At 69.6% G+C, this 18,906-nt stretch carries 15 protein-coding genes; 8 read left to right on the top strand and 7 right to left on the bottom strand.

Going from position 1 to position 18,906, the window contains the following annotated elements; genetic code table 11:
- Positions 1 to 298: 298 nt before the first annotated feature.
- Genes QM619_RS14070 through QM619_RS14060 form a run of 3 tightly spaced genes read left to right on the top strand, consistent with a single transcriptional unit; the run spans position 299 to position 4,878 of the window.
- Complete coding sequence (locus QM619_RS14070) at positions 299 to 2,758, top strand: M4 family metallopeptidase (RefSeq protein ID WP_415109906.1); 2,460 nt, start codon at positions 299 to 301, stop codon at positions 2,756 to 2,758.
- The gene (locus QM619_RS14065; protein WP_415109903.1) at positions 2,755 to 3,144 is read left to right on the top strand and encodes a hypothetical protein; all 390 of its coding nucleotides are present in this window, start codon (positions 2,755 to 2,757) and stop codon (positions 3,142 to 3,144) included. Before QM619_RS14070 ends, QM619_RS14065 begins: the two co-directional genes overlap by 4 nt.
- 15 nt (positions 3,145 to 3,159) lie before the next feature.
- Positions 3,160 to 4,878: a hypothetical protein gene (locus QM619_RS14060; RefSeq protein ID WP_415109900.1), complete on the top strand. Its 1,719-nt coding sequence runs from the start codon at positions 3,160 to 3,162 to the stop codon at positions 4,876 to 4,878.
- An 18-nt stretch (positions 4,879 to 4,896) separates the two neighbouring features.
- Here QM619_RS14060 and QM619_RS14055 read toward each other — a convergent pair whose 3' ends face one another.
- From QM619_RS14055 to QM619_RS14030, 6 genes are all read right to left on the bottom strand, one after another.
- The gene (locus QM619_RS14055; protein WP_415109897.1) at positions 4,897 to 5,751 is read right to left on the bottom strand and encodes an amino acid ABC transporter permease; all 855 of its coding nucleotides are present in this window, start codon (positions 5,749 to 5,751) and stop codon (positions 4,897 to 4,899) included.
- Entirely contained in the window at positions 5,748 to 6,395 is a 648-nt protein-coding gene (locus tag QM619_RS14050) for an amino acid ABC transporter permease (protein WP_415109894.1), read from the bottom strand. Before QM619_RS14050 ends, QM619_RS14055 begins: the two co-directional genes overlap by 4 nt.
- 57 nt (positions 6,396 to 6,452) lie before the next feature.
- Positions 6,453 to 7,400 (bottom strand): glutamate ABC transporter substrate-binding protein, encoded by a 948-nt coding sequence (locus QM619_RS14045; RefSeq protein ID WP_415109891.1) that lies wholly within the window; start codon positions 7,398 to 7,400, stop codon positions 6,453 to 6,455.
- A gap of 238 nt (positions 7,401 to 7,638) precedes the next feature.
- On the bottom strand, positions 7,639 to 9,249 hold the full coding sequence (locus QM619_RS14040; protein WP_415109888.1) for an AtzH-like domain-containing protein: 1,611 nt from the start codon (positions 9,247 to 9,249) through the stop codon (positions 7,639 to 7,641).
- On the bottom strand, positions 9,242 to 10,345 hold the full coding sequence (locus tag QM619_RS14035) for an acetamidase/formamidase family protein (RefSeq protein ID WP_415109885.1): 1,104 nt from the start codon (positions 10,343 to 10,345) through the stop codon (positions 9,242 to 9,244). The genes QM619_RS14040 and QM619_RS14035 overlap by 8 nt, the downstream gene beginning before the upstream one ends.
- Positions 10,342 to 11,055, bottom strand: coding sequence for a FadR/GntR family transcriptional regulator (locus QM619_RS14030; RefSeq protein ID WP_415109882.1), 714 nt, complete (start codon positions 11,053 to 11,055; stop codon positions 10,342 to 10,344). The genes QM619_RS14035 and QM619_RS14030 overlap by 4 nt, the downstream gene beginning before the upstream one ends.
- Before the next feature lie 195 nt (positions 11,056 to 11,250).
- Between QM619_RS14030 and QM619_RS14025 the strand changes: the two genes are divergently transcribed.
- From QM619_RS14025 to allB, 4 genes are read left to right on the top strand one after another with little or no spacing between them, the layout of a single operon-like run.
- Positions 11,251 to 11,946, top strand: coding sequence for a DUF1275 family protein (locus tag QM619_RS14025; protein WP_415109879.1), 696 nt, complete (start codon positions 11,251 to 11,253; stop codon positions 11,944 to 11,946).
- Complete coding sequence (locus QM619_RS14020) at positions 11,943 to 13,160, top strand: pyridoxal-phosphate-dependent aminotransferase family protein (protein WP_415109876.1); 1,218 nt, start codon at positions 11,943 to 11,945, stop codon at positions 13,158 to 13,160. The genes QM619_RS14025 and QM619_RS14020 overlap by 4 nt, the downstream gene beginning before the upstream one ends.
- Entirely contained in the window at positions 13,157 to 14,452 is a 1,296-nt protein-coding gene (locus QM619_RS14015; RefSeq protein ID WP_415109873.1) for an allantoate amidohydrolase, read from the top strand. Before QM619_RS14020 ends, QM619_RS14015 begins: the two co-directional genes overlap by 4 nt.
- A complete protein-coding gene (allB, locus tag QM619_RS14010) occupies positions 14,445 to 15,833 on the top strand; it encodes an allantoinase AllB (RefSeq protein ID WP_415109870.1) in 1,389 nt (462 codons plus the stop codon). The genes QM619_RS14015 and allB overlap by 8 nt, the downstream gene beginning before the upstream one ends.
- Positions 15,834 to 15,910: 77 nt before the next feature.
- Here the strand turns inward: allB and QM619_RS14005 are convergent, their stop codons facing one another.
- Positions 15,911 to 17,164, bottom strand: coding sequence for a S1C family serine protease (locus QM619_RS14005; RefSeq protein ID WP_415109867.1), 1,254 nt, complete (start codon positions 17,162 to 17,164; stop codon positions 15,911 to 15,913).
- A gap of 199 nt (positions 17,165 to 17,363) precedes the next feature.
- Between QM619_RS14005 and QM619_RS14000 the strand changes: the two genes are divergently transcribed.
- Entirely contained in the window at positions 17,364 to 18,896 is a 1,533-nt protein-coding gene (locus QM619_RS14000; RefSeq protein ID WP_415109864.1) for an FUSC family protein, read from the top strand.
- Positions 18,897 to 18,906 lie beyond the last annotated feature (10 nt).

Raw genomic sequence — 18,906 nt, 5'->3', positions numbered from 1 at the left:
GCCTCGACCCCATCCTCACCCTCCGAGCACTCACCCGCTCCCACCGCGACCACACCATCTGGGGAAGCGGCACAACCCCGACAGCCCCCACACGGGCAGCCTGAACCACAAACCTGACTCACACCCCTTGTAGGCCGCGATGACGCATTTTGTGGGCGCCACCCGCTACTGTGAGCCGCATTGCACCCACGCCATGGGGAGAGGGAACACAATGGCCATCACGCAGCGCTTTGCGACGCCGTCCACCTGGGTTGATCGTGTATGTGGTTCTCGCGGACGTCGGGCCGTTGGCGACGCCTTGCTTGCTGGACTGGCGGGGGCGGCCGTCCTGCTGGCGTCCGCGGTGCTCGCCGGCCAGTTGTTCCCTGAACTGGGCTGGCGTTTGACCCTGGCGTGGTCGATGGGTATTCCGATCGAGGTCGGCGACGGGGTCGTCCATCCGTTTTCGGTTGGCTACTCCTTCGCGGCGGGACTGCTGCCTCTGTTGAGCGGATTCGTTGTCGGTGGAATGGTCGCCGTGCGAGTCCGCGGTGTCTCCAGGTCGAGCCGGGTGGCTCGTGTGCTTGCCGCCGGCGGCGTCGCCGGAGCCCTTCTCACGGTGGCGATGTATGGGGGCGTCGCAACCCTCGGAGGAATTGTCGAGGCGCGCCCGGTGCAACCCTGGGCGGCGATCGTTCCCGCGCTGTGGATAGTGCTTGCGGGTTTGGTCGGGCTCGTCGCAGTCCGCCGCCTTCGTCCCACAACGCCCCCCAATCGCAGATCGGCTCGCCGGCTGAGTGCGATCGGCGTCCTGGTCTCACTCATTCTGGGGTTCGCAGTCATCCCGATCGGCGGTGGTGCTCCGGAGGCGGTCGCGGAGCCCGTGGGGACGACGACGGTATCGCCGACCCCCAAGCTGGCGCGCGAGCTGAGTCGCTACCGCGCCACCGGCGAACTCGCCGAAGCGGTTGTGTCCGACGATGGCCGTAAGGCGTCGTTCCTGGTCGTCGGTTCGACCAAGGCCGAGAGTGCGAAGAACTGGCTGCGCACGCACGCCCGGCTGCTGCAGCCGCTGGCTCGCTCGGTGACGACGGTGGCCGGGAAGGCCGTGACGCTCAAGGCGGACGGCGTGGTCCGGTCGAAGGGCACCGTGCACCGTACCTATGTCCAGCACGTTGGGAAGGTCCCGGTCTACCGATCTCGGGTGACCGTCCACCACAACGATGCCGGTCGGGTCGTCGCGGTCACCAACGGCTTGGCGACGACGCTGACCGTCGACTCTCTGAAAGCACGGGTCAGCCGGAAGGCCGCGGTCAACGAGGCCGGGAAAGCCGCACCGTCCGGTAGCCGCCTGACGAATCGTCCCTGGCTGGCGATCAAGAACGGGAGCCTGGTCTGGGTGGTCGACCGCAGTGGTCATGCGTTCGCCAATCGGTACTTCGTGTCCGCCGCCCAGCGTGCTTCGGTGCTGGCTGTCGAAGAGCGGCTTCGTGAGGGACTGGACCGACTGGTGTACGACGCCAAGCACACCCGCGATCTGCCGGGCACGGTGGTCATCCGCGAGGGCGGCACGTACTCGGCGTCCAGTGACAGCGGCAAGGCGTATGTGACGGCCGGTCAGACCTGGTCGTACTATCACGATGTCTTCGGCCGGGACAGCTTCGACGACGCGGGCGCCCGCCTGGTGTCGACCGTCTTCTATGACAAGGACTACCAGAACGCCTATTGGGATGGCTCCCAGATGGTGTTCGGGGACAACATGGTCACCCTGGACATCATGGCTCACGAACTCACCCATGCGGTGACCGAGTGGACGGCCGACCTGGAGTATCTCGACCAGTCCGGGGCACTCAACGAGAGCTTCTCGGATGTCTTCGGTGTGATGGCGCGCTATCACGCGACCGGCAATCTGAGCTGGACGATCGGTGGCGGCTCGGCCCTGGGCGTGATCCGGGACATGTCCAATCCTGCTGCCTACGGCCAACCCGCACACCTCGACGATTACGACGCTACGTGCGACGACCACGGTGGTGTGCACACGAACAGCGGAATCCCGAACAAGGCCTTCTACAATGCGGTCCAGAAGGTGGGCGCCGATAAGGCCCAGCGGATCTTCTACCTTGCCCTCACCGCGTTCCTGTTGAGCGATTCGGACTTCAACGATGCCCGTGCCGCGACGATCCAGGCCGCCCGCCAGTTGTATGCGGGAAATTCGGCTACCGCAGATGGCATCGCCGCGGCGTGGAACGACGTGGGCGTCGACGGAAGCTCCGAACCGCCGGTCGCCGAATGCGGCTGCTCGGTGAATGCCGCGCTGCAGGATTCGACGGTGGGACGCGACGCGCTCAGCCCTGCGGCCGAGGCCCGGATCAGGTCGACGCTGTACAAATTCCGGGACGGGCTGCTCGGAGTGAGCGGCGGCGGGTTGGCAGCGGCTCTTCAGGCATACCGCGAGAACACCGGCGAGTTGTCCGACCTGCTGCGGGCGGAGCCGGCGCTGCGCCGCCAGGCACGGCAGGCGTTGGTCCAGCTCAGCCCGGCTATCGCGGCGCTGGCTGAAGGCCGCGGCGACGCCGGTACGGTGACCGACGACATGGTGACCGTGGTCGATCGACTTCGTGCCGCGGTTGTGGCGAAGGCAACGGCTCGTGGCATGACCTCCTTGGCGGCTACCGCCGATGCGGCTCTGCCACGCGACCTGAGCAACCTGTCCGGCAAGACCTTCAACGTCGCTCTCGATCAGGTGTCGGACTACTGGAACACCGAGCTGCACCGATGAGACGCCTCGCCCTTGTTCTGGTCTCTGCGTTCATGCTGAGCCTTGCGCTGTGCGGGTGCGGCAACACCGGCAACTGGGTCGTGTTCGTCAAGTCGGGGGGACTCGCCAACGCCAAGTCGACGGTCGTCGTCAGCCATGACGGCGTGGTGACCGTGACCAAGCCCGACGGATCGAGTTCCTTCCAACTGTCGAGCGACCAGCACACGAGGCTTGAGTCGGCGCTCGCGTCGGCGAAGTCCGTCCAGAGCGTCCCCAGCAGCAGCGCACGCGATTCCTACCACTACGAACTGACCGTTGACGGCGTCGCCCGCAGCTGGGACGACAGCGTCGAGCCTGGACAGCTCACCGCCGTCCGTGAGTTCTTCGAGACAGAAACCGGCATCTAGCCGAAGGAAGTGACAATGAGTCGAACCGGGGTCGTGCGATGGGCAGCGATCGGCCTGGCAATTGTGGTCGCGGCAAGCGTGCTGGTGCCGGCTTCGGCCGGCGTGGCGCGGGCGGCCGGCGTATCTGGTCGTGTGGTGGCCTGGGGCAGCAACAGGTATAAGGAGTCCGCCGTCCCCGCCGGTGCCGCCGGGGCTGTTCAGGTGGCTGCCGGCGATCGGCACAGCCTGGCACTTCTGGCGGACGGCAGCGTGATTGCCTGGGGCGACGACCAGGCGAATCAGAGCAGCGTGCCGAGTGCCGCTCGAGGTGCGGTGTCGATTGCCGCCGGAGCGCTGCACTCATTGGCGCTGATGCCCAACGGGACAGTGCAGGCATGGGGCTACAACGCCGACGGCCAGACCGATGTCCCCTCAGGGCTCACGAATGTGATCCAGGTGGCGGCGGGCGGTGTGCACAGCCTGGCACTCACTGCGTCCGGTCAGGTTCGGGCCTGGGGAAACGATCGAAAGGGCCAGACCGATGTGCCGTCGGGACTGTCGAACGTCGTGCAGATCGCGGCGGGCCGGTACCACAGCCTCGCGCTCCGAGCCGATGGCACGGTGGTGGTGTGGGGGGCGAACGGCGACGGGCAGGCGTCCCCACCGTCGGGGCTCACCAATGTGGTGAAGGTGGTTGGAGGCGTCGACCACAGCCTGGCTCTGAAGAGCGACGGCACCGTGGTCGGCTGGGGGAGCGACCTGGTCGGTCAGTCCGCCCCGCCGTCCGCTGCCACGAATGTTGTCGACATCGCCGCCGGCAACCGCTTCAGCGTCGCAGTCACTCGGTCGGGCACGGTCCTCGGCTGGGGTTACAACAGCTTCGGCCAGGTGCGGCCGATCCCAGCGGAGGCCGCCGGCGCGACTGGGCTTTCCGCGGCGGGTGGGCATGTGTTGGCACTGACGAAGGTGGCTGTCGTGCCGTCGCCACCGACGTCCAATGACCGCTGCGGCCGGGCCTCCGACGAGTACTACGTCCCCAGCGTCACCGGTGTGGTCTACCAAATCGATGGAAAGCAGGTGAGTGCCGGCTGGCATTCGACCACGGCGTCCGTGATTTCGATCAGCGCGATCCCGGCAGCGGGCTACACGCTGACCGGCACCACCTCATGGACACTCCGATTCACCGAGGACGCCGGATGCCTCTCGCTGACGGCGCCGACGCCCAAGATCTCGGGCAAGGCGAAGGCAGGAAAGACGCTGAAGCTGTCCACCGGGAAGTGGAAGCCAGCACCCGTCCAGCTGACGACGCAGTGGTATCGGGTGACCGGTTCGGTGCGGACCGCCATCACAGGTGCAACCGGCTCTCGATACACCGTGAAGCCAAGCGACGGAGGATCGAAGATCCTCGCCGTGGTCACCGGCAGCCGGAGCGGCTACACGACGGTGAGCAAGACGTCCAAGCAGACGAAGACGGTGCCGTTGTCGCGAATCACGACGAGACGCCCCACGATCTCGGGCAAGGCTGTCGTCGGATCGACACTCGTGGCGCAGCCGGGCTCATGGCGTCCGACAGGGCTGACCTTCAGCTACCAGTGGTACCGGAACAGCACGGCGATCGCCGGCGCACGCGGCGCGTCCTACCTGGTGAGCAGTGTGGACAGCGGCGCCCGGCTCAAAGTGGAGGTCACCGCCAGCGCGCCGGGCTATCGCACGGCGAAGCACACCTCGAAACAGACCGCGAAGGTCAAGGCCTGACACCCCTGGCGGAATCTCTTACTGGATCGGGCCGCGTCCGGTGGTGAGCGAGACGAACTTCGTCTTGCCGGCACGACGGGTGGCGAGCTTGCGGTCCATCCAGACCGCGACCCGCGAGATCAGCAGGTTGATCACGATGTAGATCACCGTGACCACGAGGTAGGTCTGCACCAGGTTCCGGGTATTGGCGACCAGCACCCGTGCGCTCTGCTGCAGTTCGGGGTAAGAGACCACGTAGCCGAATGCGGTGTCCTTGACCACGATCACCGCCTGCGCCACCAGCGCGGGGATGACCACCCGCAATGCCTGCGGAAAGACCACCAGCCGGAAGGTCTGACCGGGCGTCAACCCGACCGAGAGGCCGGCCTCGGTCTGTCCGCGAGGAAGGGCCAGCACACCGGCGCGGAACACCTCGGCGATCACCGCGGCCGTGCACAATCCGACCGGAATGACCAGCTTCCAATACTCACTGGGATTGATGCCGTAACTGGGCAGGGCGAACATGAACGCGTAGATCACCAGCAGCACCGGAATGGCGCGGAAGAACTCGATGAAGGCGGTGGCCGGCCAGCGGAACAGCGCGACCGGCGACAGGCGTCCGAGTGCCAGCACCAGCCCTAGTGGGACGGCGATGACCGCCGCGCCGAGCGCCGCGAGCGCCGTCCGGCCCAAGGCTCCGGCGAAATAGGACTGGATCGCCGGCTGGGTGAACGGAAGCCATTTGGAGGGCGCCAATGCGCCGCTCAGGTAAAGCTGCCAATAGGCCAGGCCGATGATAGCCAGCAGTATCAGCACCGAGATCACGGTGAAGATCCGGACCCGTGCTCGTGCCTTCGGGCCGGCGGTATCGAATAGCGCGTGTTGCATGCTCATCGCAACACCCGGACTCTACGTTCCAGCCAGGCGCCCACTCCGCCGGCACCGAGTGCGATGGTGGCGTACATGCAGGCCGCGACCACGAAGGTGAGCAGGCCGAGAGCTTCGGAGTTGTTGATCTCGGACGCCACCGCGGTCAGTTCGGACATGCCGACCACCCCGGCCAATGCCGAGGAGAGCAGAATGCCGATGAACAGCGTCACCAGCGGGCCGATCACCGTCCGGACGGCTTGCGGCAATACCACCTGGGTGATCACGCCGCCGAACGAGAGCCCGATCGACCGGCCGGCCTCGACTTGGCCGACGCCGACCGCGTTCACGCCAGTGCGAATGGTCTCGGCGGCGAATGCCGAGCCGACGAAGACGATGCAGATGATCACGCTGCCGACCCGTCCGGGATTCACCCCGGCCTGCGGCAGCCCGTACACCACGAGAATCAGCAGGCTGAACAGCGGCACATTGCGGAATATCTCGACGAATGTCGCGGACGCCCAGCGCAACGGCGCGATCGGGCTGATCCGGCAGGTCGCCAGCACCGCGCCGAGCATGAGTGCACCGGTGAATCCGACGGCGGTCAGCCAGACGGTGAGCCAGAGTCCATCGAGCAACTCACCGCCGTGTTTGGAGAGCAGCGTGTCCATGGTCGTCACCTGTCCGGGACGCCGGAACCGGGGCCGGATCCGGCGTCCGGGTCGATGTCAGGACTCGATCGTGCCGGGGGTCGGCGCCGCGGGCGGCGTGGACAGGTTGGTCCGATCGCCGATGGTCAGCTGCCAGGCCTTGGCCCAGGTGCCGTCCGCGATGATCTTGGTCAGGAATTCGTTGACGAACGCCTTGCCGTCGCTGCCCTTCGGCACGCCGATGCCGTAACTGTCCTTCGGGCCGAACGGCTCGCCGGCGATCTTCACCTTGTCGTTCGAAACGACCTGGTTCAGCAGCAGCGCCTGGTCGATCACGTAGGCGTCCGCGTCGCCCTGCTCGACGCTCGCCACGCATTGGGCGTTGTCGGGCAGCGGTTGCAGGGTGGCCTCGGGGGCGTACTTCTGGACGGTGGCGACGCCGGTCGAGTTCGCCTGGGTGACCACGGTCTTGCCCGCGAGGTCAGCGACCCCGTTGATCGTGGTGTTGTCGGCCTTCACCAGAATGCCGGCCTGTGAGACGTAGTACGGCCCTGCGAAATCGACCGACTTCTCCCGCGCCGGGGTGATCGAATAGGTGGCGATCACGGTATCGACATTGCCATTCTGCAACAGCGACTCGCGGGTGTCGACGGTGACCTGCTTCACACTGGTCTTCACCTCGCCCAGGATGTAGCGGCTCAGCATCTGGCCGATCGCGGCGTCGAAGCCCTTCACCTGGCCGCTGACCGGATCGAGCAGCGAGAACAGCTCGGACGTCTCGGTGCCGCCTATGCGCAGCACGCCGGCCTGCTTGACGGCGCTGGCCCACTTATTGCCCTGGACGGCGGCCGCGTCGGCGACCGGTCCGGAGACGATCAGCGCCTGGTAGGCGTCCGAGTTGCTGCTGCCGGACGGGGCCGGTGAGCCGCTGCTGGCGGGCTCCGGAGAACAGGCGGCGACCGTTCCGGCGAACAGCGCGGTCGCGGCGGTCAGAATCAATGCGCGGATTGCTCGACCTGGCTTCATCGTTCCTCAACTCCCATCGGGTCGGTAGGTGATTCGTCATACTAATCACATCGCACGGGCTGCGCCCAAGGTACCGCGCACGCGGCGTCCGGCCTCGACCCGAAAGGGTGGTGCCTCCGAACTGGGGCCACGGTTGCGCGGGATGCCGGTCCCGGACGCGATCAGCACCGATGACCTGCGGGGTCGGGTGGCGGAGCGGCCGGAGACGTCAGCTCAGGCAAGGGTCGGAGACGTCCGTTCAGGCCAGGGAGGCGGCGAGGGCGATCAGCGCCTCATCGCTGCCGCGGGGACCGACCAGGCACACTCCGAGCGGACCACCGGGTGTCATCAGCAACGGGGCGCTGACGGCGGGGCGTCCGGTGATCCCGGCGATGCAGGTGAGCCGGAAAGTGGCCTGGCGATGGGCGTCCACCTGGGCAGCGGACGCCCACACCCGCGGTGCCGGGCCGGCCGCCGACGGCACTACCAGGACGCCGTCGCCGAGTGCGGCGTCCAGATCGGCCCGGAGTTCGGCGAGGGTGGCGCGGGCGTCCTCGTCCTGACTCGGGGTGATCGCGGACGCCGCGACGAACCGCTCGCCGGCCGCACCTCGCAGCGCACCGGGATGGGCCTCGACCCAGGCTCCGTGCCGCTGCCAGGCCTGAAACGCCTGATGGACGCGGAACGCCTCGGCCGCGACCGCCAGGTCGGGCAGTTGGATGCCGGACGCCGCGTCCGCGAAGCGCGGATCGACGAAGGCCTCGAACGCGTCGGCGACGCCGGCCTCCAAGGTGGGCAGCGACTCGGCCAGGTGGAACGCGGGGACGGTTCCTTCGGTCCACCGGTCATCCGAAGTGACCAAGGGAACCGTCCCGTTGGTTCGATCGGCGGAGTCCAGCAGCACCGCCGCGGCGCGCCCCAACAGTCCGGGATCGCGGGTCAGCAGCCCGACGGTGTCGAAGTCTGCGGCGAGCGGAAGCAACCCCTCACTGCACACCGAACCATGCGTGGAACGCCATCCCCACAAGCCCTGATAGCTGGCGGGGACGCGGACCGAGCCGCCGGTGTCGGTGGCCAGCCCGATGGACGCCGCGCCGAGCGTCACCGCGACCGCGCTGCCGCTGGACGAGCCACCCGGCAGCCCGCCGGGCACCACCGGGTTCACCGGCGTGCCGTAGTGCGGGTTGTCCCCGGCCAGGCTGTAGGCGAACTGGTCGGTCCGGGTGATCCCGGCCACCGCGGCCCCGGCCGCCCGCAGCCGCGCCACCGCGGCGCTGTCGGCCGGTTCTGCTACTGCTTCGGTCAGATAGGCCGGGACGCCGGCGCCGATCGGGTGCCCGGCGAGCGCGAACAGGTCCTTCACCGCGACCGTCTCGCCGTCTAGGACGCCGCTGCCGGTGGGCCCGGCCAGCGGGTCGCCGACCACGCGCCACACCGAACGGTCGAAGGTGGGCGGAGGAGGGGCGACATGCGCGACCCGGACCCGCCAGGCGCCGTCGGCGCCCCTGCGCCAGACCTGGGTCTGCAGCCCTCGGCCGCCTCGCCTGGGCGCGGTGACGGCGACGATGCAGGCGGCGTCCGGAGCCATCGGCAGCACCCGGACCTCGGTCAGCTCACGGGCCGGCGCGCCACCGCGGACCGCCCGGAAATCGTGGATCGCCGCATGCCCGATGAGCAGTCCGCCGGGGTCGCCGCGCAGGGTGTCGGGGGAGTCGTCGAAGAGTTCGTCCATGGCGGCTAGGTCGTCGCTGCCGAGGGCGAACTCGTAGCCGGCGAACGCCTCGAGCAGGCCCGCGGGTGCGTCGGGGGCCATCCCGCGGAGGGTTTCGACAAGCTCGACCAGCGCAGGCTCGATCAGCGGATCAGCCACCGAAATCCGCCTTCCTGATCTTCGCGTGCACGCCTTTGACCAGATCGACCACCTGGGAGATGTCGAAATCGGTGGCGGCGCTCAGGTACGCGTAGGCGAGGTGTCGATCCATGCCGTAGCGAGCCTGCAGCAACCCCAATGCCGCCCGTACACAGTTGGCGGTGGCGATGTCGAGGTCGGCGTTCAACCCGGTCGGAATCAGGTAATCGCGGGTCTCGCCGAGCGGACCGGCCAGCTCACCGAATCGCTCCACGGCCTCGGACGCCGGCACCACGTCGAACCGGACGGTCGCTCGCAGGGACGCCTCCAGTGCGGTCAGGCACACCTCGCCGTTGCCCTGCGCGAAGTGCGGATCGCCCAGGTAGGCGAGGGCGTTCGGAACCTGCACCGGCAGGTACAGCGTGGATCCCTCGACCAGCAGATTGATGTCGATGTTGCCGCCGTGCGGTCCGGGCGGCACCGAATGCGGCCGGACGCCGCCGGCCACCGCGACGCCCATCACCCCGAGGAACGGCCGCAGCGGAAAACGCACCACACCGGCTCCGCCCTCGGTCAGCGGCAGTTCGCCACAGGCGCCCTGGTCAGTCTCCAGCACCGGTGTGAACACGCTCACATTCGCCGGGCCGGCGGGCAGCTCGCCGGGCAACGCGCCGCGTCCGTGGCGGTTCGAGATCACCCCGTAGGGCACCCGGCGGTCCAGCCGGAGCACGGTGATCGCCAGCAGGTCGCCGACCTGGGCGCCGCGCACCGCGATCGGACCGGTGACCAGATGCGGGCCGTCCACCGCCGGGTCGTGCGGACGCCCCGACCGCGCCAACTCGATCGCCTCGGTCAGCACCTGGTCGGGCCGGACGTCGTGGGCGCCGAAGAAGCGGATCGGATCGCGGCCCTGATCTTCCAGGACGCCCTCATGGGACAGCGTATCGACGGTGACGGTCTCGCCGGAGGCGACGCTCAGCACCGCGGCGTCCTCGGCGCAGGGCAGCCGTCCCCAGTGCAGATGGTCCAGATCGGCGCTCAGATAGTGGTCGCCGGGGATCTCGCCGACACCTCGCTGCAGCACCGCGCCGCGCAGACCCACCGTGCCGGCCGTCATCGCAACTCCGGTTCAGAGCGCAGCAGGTCGTCCAGGCCCGCGATCAGGACGCCGACCCCGGCCAGGTGCGCGTCCATCGCGGCCCGTGCCGCCGCCGGATCGTGTGCTGCCAGCGCCGCGTACAGCCGCTGGTGTCCCTCGATCGAGTTGCGCCGTCCCTCGCGCGCCAGATGCGAGCGCAACCGGACGTCGTGCACCAGCCCGTTCATCGCCTCGCAGACCCCGACCAGCAGTGGATTCCCAGTGGCCACGGCCAGCCGGCGGTGGAACTCGACGTCGAGCCGCAGCGATTCCTCTGCGGTCAGCCCGGCGTGGCTCTCGCGCAGGATGTCGTCGAGCTGTGCCAGGTCGAGATCGGTGGCGCGCAGCGCGGCCAGTTCGGCCACGTGCGGCTCTACCAGGCGCCGCAGTTCCGCGACCTGGGCGAACTCGTCCGGACCGTCGGCGAACGGCGCGAAGGTGAGTGCCAGCTGAGGTTCGGGGGGACGCCGGACCAGGGTGCCGCGGCCAGGTCGCCGTTCGATCAGCCGCCGGTCTTCCAAGGCACGCAAGGCCTCGCGCAACGTGGTTCGGGAGACCTGCAGGGTGGCGCACAACTCACGCTCGGGGGGCAGTTTGTCGCCGGGGGAGAGGTCGTCGGCGATATGCCTTTCGAGCCGTGCGGCGACCTCTCCGCTGATGGCGCGGGGCCGCGGAACGGTGAGGTTCATTGCTGTCCTTGCTTGTCGATCACGGTTTCTGCCGCCGGCTGGAACGGTTTGGCGCCGCCCGACCAGCCTTGGTATGTTGGTCTGACCAAGTTCCTCGACTCTAGCGCACCGGGCCGAAATCCGGCGCATGGCTCGAGGACAAGCCCACAGGTCGCAATGGCGCCACCGCCCGATGCCGGACGCTAGGAGGTCGTCGTGCCCGTGACCCGCTCAGCGGAGCGTGCGGCGTCCGCGACGGCCCTGATGCTGGCACTGACCTTCTCCACCGGCGTGGTGGACGCCGTCGGCTACCTGGGCCTCGACCGCGTCTTCACCGGCAATATGACCGGCAATGTGGTGATCCTGGCGATGGCGCTGACCGGTGCCGACGGCCTGCCGGTGCTGGGCCCGGTGCTCGCTCTGCTCGGTTTCGCGGCAGGCGCCGCCGTCGGCGGCCGGGTGCTGCGCGGCGCCGGTGCCGGCTGGTCTGCGGCCACCACCCAGATCTTGATCGGTGTCGGAATCTGCCTGGCCGCGGTGACGGTGGCGTTGGGCCTGCCCGGCCTGGACGAGCCGCGCCGGCTGGTGGTCACCACCCTGCTCGGCGCCGCGATGGGTGCCCAGGCAGCCGCAGCCCGTCACCTCGGCGTCAAGGACGTCACCACCGTGGTGGTCACCTCGACGATCACCGCGCTCGCCGCCGATTCGGTGTTCGGCAGCGGCACCGGCTCGCACTGGCGCCGCCGCGGCACCGCGGTCGCGCTGATCATGCTCGGCGCGCTGGCCGGCGCGCTGCTGTTGCGGCTGCATCTCGCGGCCGGCCCGGCGCTGGCCGCGCTGGTCACCTTCGTCGTCACCTGGTCGGGTCACCGCGGCCGGGTCCGTCCACCCGAACCAGTGAGGACCGCATGAGCGTCAATCCCGTCGACCCGCCCCACCGGCTGCTGATGGGGCCCGGCCCGATCAACGCCGACCCGCGCGTGCTGCGCGCGATGGCGTCCGGTCTGGTCGGCCAGTACGACCCGGTGATGACCGGCTACATGGCCGAGACGCAGGAGCTGTACCGGCAGGTGTTCCGCACCCGCAACGACGCCACCCTGCTGGTCGACGGCACCTCGCGGGCGGGCATTGAGGCGATCCTGGTGTCGCTGCTCGAACCGGGCGACCGCGTCCTGATGCCGGTCGCGGGCCGGTTCGGCCAACTGCTGGCCGAGATCGGCGAACGCTGCGGCGCCGAGGTGCACACCGTCGAGCGGAAGTGGGGCACCGTCTTCACCGCGGACGAGATCGAGGAGGCGCTCGACCGCGTCCATCCGAAGGTGCTCGCCATCGTCCAGGGAGACACCTCCACGACCATGTGCCAACCGCTGGCCGAGCTGGGTCGGCTGTGCCACGAGCGCGGCGTCCTGTTCTACTCCGACATCACCGCCTCGCTCGGCGGCAACCAGTTCGAGATGGACGCCTGGGGCCTGGACGCCGCGTCCGCCGGCCTGCAGAAATGCCTGGCCGGGCCGTCCGGAAGCTCGCCGATCAGCCTCTCGGACGCCGCCGTGGAGGTGATCCGGGGACGCCGGCACATCGAGGCCGGCATTCGCGAAGCCGACGACGAGGCGCTCGGCATGCGGATCGCGTCCAACTACTTCGACCTGGGGATGATCCTCGACTACTGGGGTCCGCGCCGGCTGAACCACCACACCGAGGCCACCTCGATGCTCTATGGCGCGCGGGAATGCGCCAGGCTGCTGGTCGAGGAGGGCATGGACGCCGCGGTCGACCGGCATGCCTTGCACGGTCGCGCGATGACCGCGGGCCTGGTCGCGCTCGGCCTGCGGCTGTTCGGCGATCAGCGCTACCGGATGAACAACGTGGTCGCGGTGTACATCCCGGACGGGGTGAACGGCGACGCCGTCCGGGCCGGGCTGCTGGCCGACTTCGCGATCGAGATCGGCACCTCGTTCGGCCCGCTGCACGGCCTGGTCTGGCGGGTCGGGACGATGGGTTACAACGCCCGCACCGACACCGTGCTGACCACCCTCGCGGCGTTGGAGCAGGTGCTCCGGGCCGCGGGCACCAACCCGACCCCCGGAGCCGGGGTGGCCGCCGCCAAGGAGGTGTACGCCCGATGAGGGCCGAGGCCCCGAGCACTCCACCCGTCACCAGCGCGGCGATGCTGGCGGCCGGCCGGCGCGCCTACGACCGCTGTGATGAGCTGGCGGCCCTGACCGCGGTGAAGGGCAGCATCCACCGCTTCCACCTCACCTCGCAGCATGCCTGGGCGAATGCCCTGGTCGGACGCTGGATGACCGCCGCCGGGCTGCGTACCCGGATCGACGCGGCCGGCAACCTGGTCGGCCGGATGGAGGGTCGTGAGCCGGGCCTGCCGGCGGTGATGCTCGGTTCGCACATCGACACGGTGCCGGACGCCGGACGCTACGACGGCCCGCTGGGCGTGGTGATCGCCATCGAGGTGGCCGAGCTGCTGCGCGAGGCGATGCCGTCCATGCCCTGCGCCCTGGAGGTGGTGGCGTTCAGCGACGAAGAGGGCACCCGCTTCCCGCAGACCATGCTGGGCAGCAAGCCGGTCGCCGGTGACTGGCAGGACGCCTGGCTCGACCAGGTCGACGAGACCGGCACCACCCTGCGGCAGGCGTTCAAGGACTTCGGGCTCGACCCGGCCAAGGCGCGCACCGCCGCCCGGCGTCCCGACGAGCTGGTCGCCTACCTGGAGGCGCACATCGAGCAGGGACCGCTGCTGGAGGCGCAGGCGCGTCCGTTGGGCGTGGTCACCTCGATCGCCGGCGCCCGCCGGTTCTCGCTCACCGTCACCGGCGAGGCGCGACATGCCGGCGGCACCCCCTATGACCGTCGCCGGGACGCCCTGGTCGGGGCGAGCTTCGCGGTGCTGGCCATCGAGTCGATCGCCCGCCGGCGCGACATCATCGGCACCGTCGGAGAGATCCACGCCTACCCGGGCGCGGTCAACGTCGTCCCCGGCCGGGTCGAGTTCAGCCTCGATCTGCGGGCCGAGACCGACGCTGCCCGCGACGCCGGCTGGGACGAGATCCGCGACACGATCAGCCGGGTCTGCGCCGAACGCACCCTCAACTTCCACTGGGTCGAAGAGCACCGGGCCCGTGCCGTGGTCTGCGCCGACTGGCTGATGGCGGCCATCGCGGACGCCGTCGCCGCGGCCGAATCGAGCACCGAACCGGTGCCGCAGCTGTACAGCAAGGCCGGGCACGACGCGATGGTGATGGCCGGGGTCACCGACGTCGGCATGCTCTTCATCCGCTGCGAGGACGGCATCTCGCACGCGCCCGCCGAGGCGGTGACGGTCTGGGACGTCGCCCTAGCCGTCGAGGCGTTCGCCACCGCCACCCGCACCGTCCTGACGTCGGATCGGAGTCACCATGCGTAAGATCTTCCGCTCTCGGCAGACCCTGATCGGGTCCGCCCTGATCCCCGCCGATGTCGAGGTGGACACCGAGTCCGGCCTGATCACGGCCGTCCGCACCGGTGCGGAGTTGCGGGCCGCGCTGGCCCTGGACGCCGCCTGCGACGCCGGCCATTCGGCGTCCGGCACGCTGGTGATCAACGTGCCGGACGAGGTGATCCAACTCCCGGCCAACGTGGACTGCCACGTGCACGTCAACGAGCCCGGCCGGACCGAATGGGAGGGCTTCGCCAGCGCTACCGAGGCGGCGGCCTACGGCGGCATCGGCACCATCGTCGACATGCCGCTGAACTCGATCCCGCCGACCGTGGACAGCGACGCGCTGGCGGTGAAGCGGGCGGTGGCGTCCGGCCAGACCTTCGTCGACGTGGGCCTGTGGGGCGGTGCGGTGCCCGGCAACCTGGGCCACCTGGAGGAGCTGTGGGAGCAGGGGGTCTACGGCTTCAAGTGCTTCCTGGTCGACTCCGGCGTCCCCGAGTTTCCGCCCCTGGACGCCGATGCATTTGCCGCGGCGATGGCGGAGGTGGCCGGATTCGGCGGGCTGATGATCGTGCACGCCGAAGACCCTGAGGTGCTCGGGTCGATTCCTGCCTGGTCGAGCCGCCGCTACACGGACTTCGTCGACTCGCGGCCGCCCGAGGCAGAAGTGCGGGCCATCGAGACCGTGATCGAGCAGGTCCGCCGGCACGGAACCCGGGCACACATCCTGCACGTCTCCAGCGCCCGCGCGCTCGAGCCGATCGCCGCAGCTCGCGCCGAAGGCCTGCCGCTGACCGCCGAAACCTGCCCCCACTATCTGATCTTCGACTCCGAGAACGTCCCGGACGGCGCCGCCGAGTTCAAATGCTGTCCGCCGATCCGCGATCCCGGCAACCAGCGCGAGCTGTGGCAGGGGCTGGCGGCCGGCGTCCTGGACTGCGTGGTGTCGGATCATTCGCCGTCCACAGTCGAAGAGAAGACCAAGGGCGGCGGCGACCTCGCCCAAGCCTGGGGCGGGGTCTCCAGCTTGCAGGTGACCTTCCCGTCGATGGTGGACGCCGCAGCCGAGCACGGCATCGGGCTGCCGCAGGTGAGCGCCTGGATGTCGGCCGGCCCGGCGCGGGTCGCCGGGGTGACCGGCAAGGGCGTCCTCGAGGTCGGGGCGGACGCCGACCTGATCTGGTACCAGCCCGGACGCCGGATAGCGATCGACGGCAGCCGGCTAGCGCACCGCAACAAGCTCACCGCCTACACCGGCCGGGTGCTCTCCGGCAGCGTCCGGCGCACCGTGCTCGCCGGAAAGACCGTCTTCGACGGCTATGACCTGGCCGAGCCGTCCGGACGCCTGTTGACCCGTGCCGGCTGACCGCCGATCAACCCCCAAGCCCTCAACCGCCACCGCCAACCCCGGAGGGCTACGCCGGCCATCCGGCCGGTGATGCGCTAGCTGGAGCCCAGGGTGACCTTGGCGGTGGCCGACTGGCCGTCGCGGAGGTAGGAGATGGTCACCGTCGAACCGGGGGCGTGGAACCGGATCGCCGCGATCAGCCCGTCGGCGGTCGTAGTGTTCACACCGTCCACGGAAGTGACGACGTCCCCGGTCTGCAGTCCGGCCTTCTGTGCCGGCCCACCCGACGTCACGCCGGCAAGCGGGACGCCTTGCGCGGTGGTGTCGGTGGACGAGTCGCCCGCCTCCAGCTGGACCCCGAGGCTCGCGTCCGCGGCCGTGCCGTCGTCGATCAGGTCGTTGGCGACCCGGACGGCGACGTCGGCCGGGATGGCGAAGCCGAGTCCGATGTTCCCGGACTCCTCCGAACCGCTGGACAGCGTCGCACCGGACGCGTTGATGCCGATCACCTGGCCGTTGAGGTTCACCAGTGGTCCGCCCGAGTTGCCGGGGTTGATCGCGGCGTCGGTCTGGACCGCCTGGTAGACGGCGTTGCCGGTGGTGCCGGAGCGCACCGGACGGGCGGTGGCCGACACGATGCCGCTGGTCACCGTCTCGCTGAGGCCCAGCGGCGCGCCGACGGCGACCACGGTCTGGCCGACGACCACCGAGGACGACTCGGCGAAGGTAGCGGGCGTGAGCTGTGCCGCCTTGCTCCCGGTGACCTCGATCACCGCGAGGTCGTTGTTCGGCGAGGTGCCGACCACGGTGGCGTCCGCGGTCGAGCCGTCCTCGAAGGTGACGGTGATGCTGCCGGTCGCGCCCCCGGTGCTGGTCGGGTTGGTCGAACTGCTCGACCCGGACACCACGTGGTCGTTGGTCAGGATGTGCCCCGCGGTGTCGAGGACGATGCCGCTGCCGATGCTGCCGCTGCGTCCGCTCCGTACGGTGATGGTGACCACCGACGGCGAGATCTTCTCCGCGGCCGCGGTGATCGACCCGTCCAGCGTGGAGGGCTGCGCCACCGGCACCGCGCTGACCGGTGCGGACGCCTGGGTGCCGGCCGGCCCGAGCAGCGCGTAGCCGCCGACACCGGCACCCGCGCCCACCACCGCGGCCAGCGCGGTGGAGGCAAGGAAGATTGCCGCCCTCGATCGCCGAGGTGCGGCCACGACAGGGCTGGCCGCTGGGGCGCCGAAAACGTTGCCCGGGGTGTGTCCGCCGGGCGTCGGTCCGCCGGTCGTGGATGGTGCGGGGGCCCACGCCCGGTCGTCCGGACGGGGTGTCTGCGGTGTCTGCCAACTGCTCATGTGGCGAGCCTGTGGCGGCTTCCTGTGTCGATCCTGTGGGTCTGCCATGGGTCGGGTGTGGCCTCCGATCGGCCCCGTCGGTCCGCCCACACCGCAGCCCGGCGAGCCGTGGCTAGCACACCGTCCGACGCCCCTCGGACGCGGCTCGCGCCCGATCCGCAGGCCTGGACGGCGGGCGCCAGCAAGTAGGCTGAGTTGAGTGACAGACGGCGAACGCAACCCCGGCGAACGCAACCTCTCCGACGGCGAACAGGACCCCGTGGACGCCACCCGCGACGAGATCGACCCCGGACCTGACGAGTCGGCAAGCGAGCCCGACGAGACCGACGACGATGCGCGAAACCGCATCTCGGACCTCGCGGCGAACGTGGGCCAGCTCGCCGAGAACGTGACGCACCGGGCGGCCGAGAACGTGACGCACTTGGCCGAGAACGTCACCCACCTCGCCGAGAACGTCACCCACCGGGCCGCCGAGAACGTGACGCACTTGGCCGAGAACGTCACCCACCTCGCCGAGAACGTCACCCATCTGGCCGAGGACGCCTGGAACCGGCTCGACTTCCGGCGGTGGATGGTGCTCGCCGAGCTCGGGCTGCGGCAGGGCCTGCGCCGGATGCGCGGCTCACTGGTGCCGATCCTGACCGCCGGAATCGCCGCCTGGATCGCCTTCCTGATCGCTCACGAGGTGCTCGGGCACCCGACCCCGTTCTTTGCGCCGATCGCCTCCTGGATCTGTCTGGGGTTCACCTACAACCGGGTGCCGCGCAAGGTGTTGGAGATCGGCGGCGGGGTGGCGCTCGGCGTTGCCATCGGCGAGTTGATCCTGGCCAACCTCGGTGCCGGCGGCTGGCAGCTGGCCCTCGGCCTCCCGGTGGCTGCGCTGATCGCCCGCGTGCTCGATCGCGGCGACCTGTTCACAATTCAGGCCGGCGTGAACGCCATGGTGGTGGTCGGCATGGGCACCGTGCTCAGCCAGATGACCGGTGCCGGTCCGTCACGCCTGGTGGACGCCGTCATCGGCTCGGGCGTCGCGCTGCTCTTCACACTGCTCTTCCCCGGCGACATCGTGTATCGACCGCGCCGCTACGTCGCGAACCTGCTCTCCGAGCTCGCCACCGCCTACACCATGCTCGGCGAAGGTCTCCGTCAGGGAAACCGGGAACGCCTCCGCGACGCGCACGCGCAATTGCGCGGCATCCAGGGCATGGTCGAGGACACCAGGACGGTCTGGCAGTCGTCCTCGGACATCATCGGCATCAGCCCGACGATGCGTCGGCACCGGCCGCAGGTCGACGAACTGGGCCGGCAGCTCGAACTCGGCACCCGCGCCGTGCACACCACCGAGCTGTTGCTGCGGCAGAGCCGCGGCGTGGTCGACGAGCGCGGCTCGCTGCCGATCATCGCGGGTCTGATGGACGACACCGCCGCCGCATTGCACGCGATGTCGGGGTCGGTGCGGCACTGGAACACGCCGCAGCGGGCCCGCAAGCTGGCGATCGAGCTGGCGGCGAAATGCGCGCCGGGGGCGGCCGGCATCACCGACTGGCGCCGCGACGTGCTGTTGTCGGTGATGCGGTCGGTGGCGATCGACCTGCTGCAGATGACCGGCCTGTCGCGCATCGAGGCCCGCGTCCATCTACCCGACACCGAGCGCGAAGTCGGCAATCCGGACGCCGCGGTCGCCGGCGACGAGGGCTCGGCGATCTGGGGCGCGAAGAAGTTCCCGATCTGACCGACGGACG

It is taken from the genome of Micropruina sp. (assembly GCF_047606665.1).
In the GTDB taxonomy this organism is placed as follows: Bacteria; Actinomycetota; Actinomycetes; order Propionibacteriales; family Propionibacteriaceae; genus Micropruina.
This window is presented reverse-complemented; position numbering and strand designations above follow the sequence as displayed.

Bases quoted from the DNA above. Each gene is read 5' to 3' on its own strand.
- allB (WP_415109870.1), top strand. From the start codon at position 14,445: ATGCGTAAGATCTTCCGCTCTCGGCAGACCCTGATCGGGTCCGCCCTG.
- QM619_RS14065 (WP_415109903.1), top strand. From the start codon at position 2,755: ATGAGACGCCTCGCCCTTGTTCTGGTCTCTGCGTTCATGCTGAGCCTT.
- QM619_RS14015 (WP_415109873.1), top strand. From the start codon at position 13,157: ATGAGGGCCGAGGCCCCGAGCACTCCACCCGTCACCAGCGCGGCGATG.
- QM619_RS14060 (WP_415109900.1), top strand. From the start codon at position 3,160: ATGAGTCGAACCGGGGTCGTGCGATGGGCAGCGATCGGCCTGGCAATT.
- QM619_RS14050 (WP_415109894.1), bottom strand. From the start codon at position 6,395: ATGGACACGCTGCTCTCCAAACACGGCGGTGAGTTGCTCGATGGACTC.
- QM619_RS14035 (WP_415109885.1), bottom strand. From the start codon at position 10,345: ATGACGGCCGGCACGGTGGGTCTGCGCGGCGCGGTGCTGCAGCGAGGT.
- QM619_RS14030 (WP_415109882.1), bottom strand. From the start codon at position 11,055: ATGAACCTCACCGTTCCGCGGCCCCGCGCCATCAGCGGAGAGGTCGCC.
- QM619_RS14020 (WP_415109876.1), top strand. From the start codon at position 11,943: ATGAGCGTCAATCCCGTCGACCCGCCCCACCGGCTGCTGATGGGGCCC.
- QM619_RS14045 (WP_415109891.1), bottom strand. From the start codon at position 7,400: ATGAAGCCAGGTCGAGCAATCCGCGCATTGATTCTGACCGCCGCGACC.
- QM619_RS14055 (WP_415109897.1), bottom strand. From the start codon at position 5,751: ATGAGCATGCAACACGCGCTATTCGATACCGCCGGCCCGAAGGCACGA.
- QM619_RS14005 (WP_415109867.1), bottom strand. From the start codon at position 17,164: ATGAGCAGTTGGCAGACACCGCAGACACCCCGTCCGGACGACCGGGCG.